Annotated in this window: 3 protein-coding genes; 2 read left to right on the plus strand and 1 reads right to left on the minus strand. The window is 56.8% G+C overall.

Features of this window, described 5'->3' with window-relative positions:
* The coding region (locus PZA18_RS23490) for a hypothetical protein (RefSeq protein ID WP_284103330.1) at positions 1–900 on the plus strand (900 nt) is incomplete at its 5' end.
* Between the two features lie 126 nt (positions 901–1,026).
* Positions 1,027–3,291 (plus strand): EndoU domain-containing protein, encoded by a 2,265-nt coding sequence (locus tag PZA18_RS23495; protein ID WP_407951210.1) that lies wholly within the window; start codon positions 1,027–1,029, stop codon positions 3,289–3,291.
* A gap of 575 nt (positions 3,292–3,866) precedes the next feature.
* Here PZA18_RS23495 and PZA18_RS23500 read toward each other — a convergent pair.
* Positions 3,867–4,066 (minus strand): transposase domain-containing protein (locus PZA18_RS23500; RefSeq protein WP_284103332.1); only part of this gene is annotated, 200 nt, incomplete at its 5' end.

Raw genomic sequence — 4,066 nt, forward strand, 5'->3', positions numbered from 1 at the left:
CTGCGCCGGACCAGCACCTTCCAGAAATACGAGAAGGGCAAGCTGCAGACCAACCCCGATGGCACCAGCGGCGTCACCGAGACCTACACCTACACCGGCGATGGCCAGCTCTACCAGACCGTCTCAAGGGGTGGCGACCACGGCAACCACCTGCGCTGGCTCGATGGCTATGGCCGGGTGGTCAAGATCCATGACCAGAGCACAGGCCAGCCGACCGATGGCCAGATCAACAACAAATACGACAGCAACGGCCGCTTGACCGATCAACTGCTGGGCGGGCAGCACACCCACTACTTCTACGATGGCGAAACCGGCGCGCTGCTACGAACCCGTACCTACGCCAGCTATGCCACCTTCCTGGCGGCACGGGAGGGCCAGCCACCGGCTGACAACGACCCCAATATCAAAATCACCGGCACCACCGACTACCGCTACCAGTGGTGGGATAGCGCCAAGGAAGTCCGCGTCATCAGCCAGATCGAAAGCAAAGAACGGGCCGATGCCCTGCTGCGCTACAACGCCAGCGGCCACCTGCTACGGCAGGACAGCTGGAGCCCGGCAGTACAGGACCCCCGCAAGGCCATTGCCAGCAGCTGGTACTACAGCAACCCGCAAGGCCAGCTGCTGCACCGCGAGCACCTGGCACTGGACGAGGCAGACAGCCACAGCGCCAGCCTCTACTACAGCAACGGCACCCAGATCGGCGAGATCCGGCAGAGCCGTAAGGAAGGCGCGCCCAGCTCGCTGATCCGGCAAAGCTATGTGCAGGGGTTCAACCAGATGGTGCAGCGTGGCAATACCGAGAAACCGGCCACCACCGCCCAGGCGGTGACGTCGGTGGACTTCTACCGCCACTACCAGTCGGTCAACCCCAACAACCCGCTGCCGACCCCGGGCTAATACACCGTGCAGGCCGGCGACACCCTGCAAGACATTGCCCGCAACCTGTGGGGCGATGCCAGCCTGTGGACGATGCTGGCCGACAGCAACGGCCTCTCGGGCAGCGAAAGCCTGAGCGCCGGCCGGGTGCTGACCATCCCGAACAAGGTGATCAACCTGCGCCACGGCGCCGACAGCTTCCGGCCCTACAACCCGAGCGAAGCCCTGGGCAGCCTGGTGCCAGCCAATGTGCCGGTACCCGGCGCCGACCCCTGCGGCGCGGCGCAGATCATCATGATCGTGATTGCGATCATCGTGACCATCTACACCGCCGGGGCGGCGTCGGGCGCCATCGTCGCGGCAGCTTCCTCCGGCGCAGCGGCCGGAGGGGCGGCTGCCGCTGGCGGTGCTGCGGCAGCGGGGGCCGGTGTCGCAGCCGTCGGCACCGTCGGCGCCGTTGGCGCGGCCGCTGCCAGCACCTTTGCTACCGGATTAGCAGCCATGTCCGGCGCCTATGGTGCCGGCGTTGCAATGGTCACCTCGGCCATAGGTGCCGCTGCGGGCTCCATCGTCAGCCAGGCCGCCGGCATGGCCATGGGCGTGCAGGACAAATTCAGCTGGAACCAGGTGGGCATGAGCGCCCTGAGTGCGGGAATCGGTGCCGGCATCGGCTCGGCCCTGAGTGGCACCCCCTTCATGAGCAGCCTCAACAGCGTCAGCCCCGTGCTGGGCACCGGCGTCCAGACCGCCATTGGCACTACCCTGAGCCAGGGCATCGGCTCGGCCCTGGGCATGAGCTCGTTCAGCTGGCGCAATGTGGCCGGCGCCACTGCGGGCGCCATGGCCGGCGAAGCCGTCAACCAAGGCATCGGTAACCTCCAGTACGGCAACAGCGGCTGGCAAAACGTTCAGGAAAGCCTGTCCAAAGGCTTTGCCGAAGCCGACCTGTTCAACCAGGCCAGCCGCAGCCTCGCGGTCAACCTCGTCAACACCGCCGTCAGCCAGAAGATCAGCACCGGCCACTTCAGCTGGAGCAACACCCTGCCACAGGCCGTGGGCAACACCCTGGGTGACATGATCAAGAATCAGGTGAAGGGGGAGGACAACCGACCCAAACCCGACCGCACCCTGATCCCGGGCCGGCAGCCAGCCAGCTGGCAGGAATTGGCAGAAGGCGCTGACCCGATTGACAGAGATCTTGGACCGAAATGGGGAACGGTACGCCGATCAGCACGGGTAGATCTGGCGCTTGACCCATCCCAAGTCCGGGCCTTCAACGGCTCCGACATCGACGCCAATATAGAAGCTGATCTAGGTCTATATGCCTATAACCGTTCGATGATGGATGCCATGAATCCGGCGCTGGATGTGTTTGGCAACCCTTATGGGCACGGGGCATCGGTTCAGGCATCGATGCAGGCTGCTTCACCAGAGCCGGTAGTGTCGCCATCTATTGGCGATAGCCAAGCGGGAAAGATTACTATTGAGTTTGAAGAGGGTGGTGTGGCCAATGGAACTTGGTATCGATCAAAGAGGATAGCAGCAGAGGCCAGAGCCATTGCAGACAATGAGCGTGAAATTAATTCGCTGGCTCGTCGATTCCCTGCAGAGGTTCCAGAAAACACAGTTAACCGGATTACACAAATCAGCTATAGCCAAACTATGACTGTGGAGCAGTATCAGAATGGCCGACAAATACTTGCGCAGCAGCTATCTAGAAAAGATATTTCGCATGAGCAACGCTTGCATTTAAATTCAGCGGCACTGACTCTCTTCACGGCAGCACAATCCCATGAGTTGCCTGTTGGGGTTAACCTTCCTCCTGAAATGGGAGAATTGCCAATAGGAAGCATGGCTTGGAGTGGTGGGGGGGTGGCAGGCAATCCCTCTGCAGCAGGTGCTCCAAACTATTCTAGGGGAGTGGGATCAAACAAAGTGTCATTCCCAAATAGGAAATTGGAGCAGAGCGTTGTTGATCACGCAAACATTGGGGATTTTCCAAATCCCGGAAATCCAAAAAAGAATCCAAATCCTTCGAATATGAAGTCAGGAGGACATGGTCAAGATAATATTAACTATCTAAGTTCAATAAAACTTGATCATAACGTCGAATACACATTTAGGAATGGTGTAAGGCTTGGAAATGTTCCACAACATAAAAACCAAATGAAGGCATCGGGGATGGGGCAGTCGTGGTTTCCTTCAAACTGGAGTGCTGCTGATATTAAATCAGCCGGAGAGTTTACTATTAACTCCCACGGGGGCTTAGTTAACATTCCTGATGGAGTTCCAATATATACAAACTTTAAAGGAGTTAGAGTTGGTGTAATTTACACCAATGGAAAACCGTCAACAGTTTTCTCTGATGGCACTTTCCAACCTGTTACTTCAAGAAGTACTGAATTTCCTTGATGAAAGTAGCTATGATGAGTCTCTCGTCCGACGTGAAAGTGATTGTGGAGAAGATAAAAATTCTTCACTTGGAGGATCCGATAATTTCAAAGTATTGGGAGGAGCTAGCTGACTTGCTAATAAGAGATGAAAAGGAAACAATTTCTTTTCTAAGGACACTTAATGATGAAGAGACAATAAAGTGTGTGAGTTCAGTCTTTGATGACGTTTCCAGATCTCTACAGAGTGAGGAATTTATCTCTTGCATTGAATATGTACAGGAGAAGCATCCAAATCTTCTTCTTCTGCACATGATTAAAGCGGCTAAAGACATGATGTATTAGTTGGCCTGCACTGTCCTGTCCGCACGGCTGCTAGCCATTCCCACCCCCCTTTTCCCGGTCGATTTTTGACCGGGAGAGTGGGTTGATTCAAAGATCAGCAGAAATCCCCCGCAATTTCCGCTGGTTTTCGACTCAAAATTCAGCACAAATCTTCTGATTTTGGTCATGTTGTTGCAACTACCCATTCGAGTCTCCGATCAGGGAAGTTATCGGTAACCGTCCGACCATCCCACCTTGCGGCTGGGTTTCGAATCAGGTAGCGGTGGTTGGATTGATGGGTAGCAACTCATCAATGCGGCTATTAGGCCAGGTGGGGAGACGTTCAAGGGTGGTGGTCAGCCAAGCCAGGGGTTCGAGGCCGTTGAGCTTGGCGGTGGCCAGCAGACTTTGAATGGCTGCGGCGCGGCGGCCAGCGCGTTCGGAGCCTGTGAACAGCCAGTTCTTGCGCCCCA

The organism is Parachitinimonas caeni, from assembly GCF_030129945.1.
GTDB lineage: Bacteria > Pseudomonadota > Gammaproteobacteria > Burkholderiales > Chitinimonadaceae > Parachitinimonas > Parachitinimonas caeni.